The organism is Oleiphilus sp. HI0043, assembly GCF_001634935.1.
In genome coordinates this window covers 1-958 of the sequence record NZ_LWEY01000968.1, presented here as the reverse complement: position 1 = coordinate 958, position 958 = coordinate 1, and the positions used below count along the sequence as shown (strand labels likewise).

Below are 958 nucleotides of genomic sequence, written 5' to 3'. Positions count from 1 at the left end.
TTAATTAACTCTCGTATAGTTGCCCTGATACGTTGATCATAACCAGGGCGCGAAGCGTCAAATAGGTATTTAAAGGTAGGCTCATGTTTATAAGCTCTATATAGAATTGCTTTAGCTTCGGTAAAAGCGCCAGGTTCAAGTCGAACAACTCTTGCTTTGGTTTCTTCTGTTATTCTTGTCATAGGTGCCCCTAGTTCTTAGACTAATATATCGCGCTACAGACTTATGAAGACAATGTCATTCTGGCGCTGATCTTCCCTGGTGCATCATCTTTATCAATGGAAATCTGCTCGACTCGCACACCTAATGAGCTTTTCAAGCGACTTAACCAAGAAATTACCTTATCGAAAGAGGCGTCATCCACCCAAACTTTTAGCTTATTGTCGCCGCTTGGCTCGAAGCGCTTAAGTGCCACTTTCTGTTGCTTTGCAAGATTAGTAACCGATGAAACCAGCTGCTGGCTATTCAATGCTTTTTTGGAAGCACTGCCTTGATTGTTTTGACCAAGACTTCTCAGTGCGGCTTTATTCTGGTTTACCAAGGCTAGCAATTGCTGATTTTGCTCAAGCTTTGCCTCGGCTTGTTTTTTGTATTCATAAGCTGGCTTCATTAAGCCAAAGATCAGAATAACCAAGCTCAGAGCTACAAGCAGCACTTTAAGAGCCAAACGGTCACGTGCCGATAGCATCTCATACTGTTTGCGCATATTCAGTAGCGCAGAGTTCTGTTTTAAAGCTTCTAACATCTCAATATCTCTCTTAACTACCTAAACTAAGCACCGCCGACACTAATACGGCCGCGAAAATATTCTTTTTCTTGAACAGCGGAACTGATCTTCGCCGTTAGGCCAGCACTAACGATGGCATTTTTTAAACTCTCTAACTGATCAAAGCTTTGAGCCTGCATTTCTAAGACTAACTCAGCACGCTGCTGATTATAGTTAATGCTTTTAAATTGA

At 42.0% G+C, this 958-nt stretch carries 2 protein-coding genes and 1 pseudogene; all 3 read right to left on the bottom strand.

Annotated features, from left to right (window positions below):
• A pseudogene (locus tag A3729_RS10570) lies at window positions 1-182 on the bottom strand (hypothetical protein); the annotation flags it as partial.
• 41 nt (window positions 183-223) lie between these two features.
• Window positions 224-745 carry a type II secretion system protein GspM gene (gene gspM, locus A3729_RS10565; RefSeq protein WP_068511054.1) on the bottom strand — a complete coding sequence of 174 codons (522 nt, stop codon included), beginning with the start codon at window positions 743-745 and terminating at the stop codon, window positions 224-226.
• 26 nt (window positions 746-771) lie between these two features.
• On the bottom strand, window positions 772-958 hold a 187-nt coding region (locus A3729_RS32825), incomplete at its 5' end, for a hypothetical protein (RefSeq protein ID WP_197475781.1).

Bases quoted from the DNA above. Each gene is read 5' to 3' on its own strand.
- gspM (WP_068511054.1), bottom strand. From the start codon at position 745: ATGTTAGAAGCTTTAAAACAGAACTCTGCGCTACTGAATATGCGCAAA.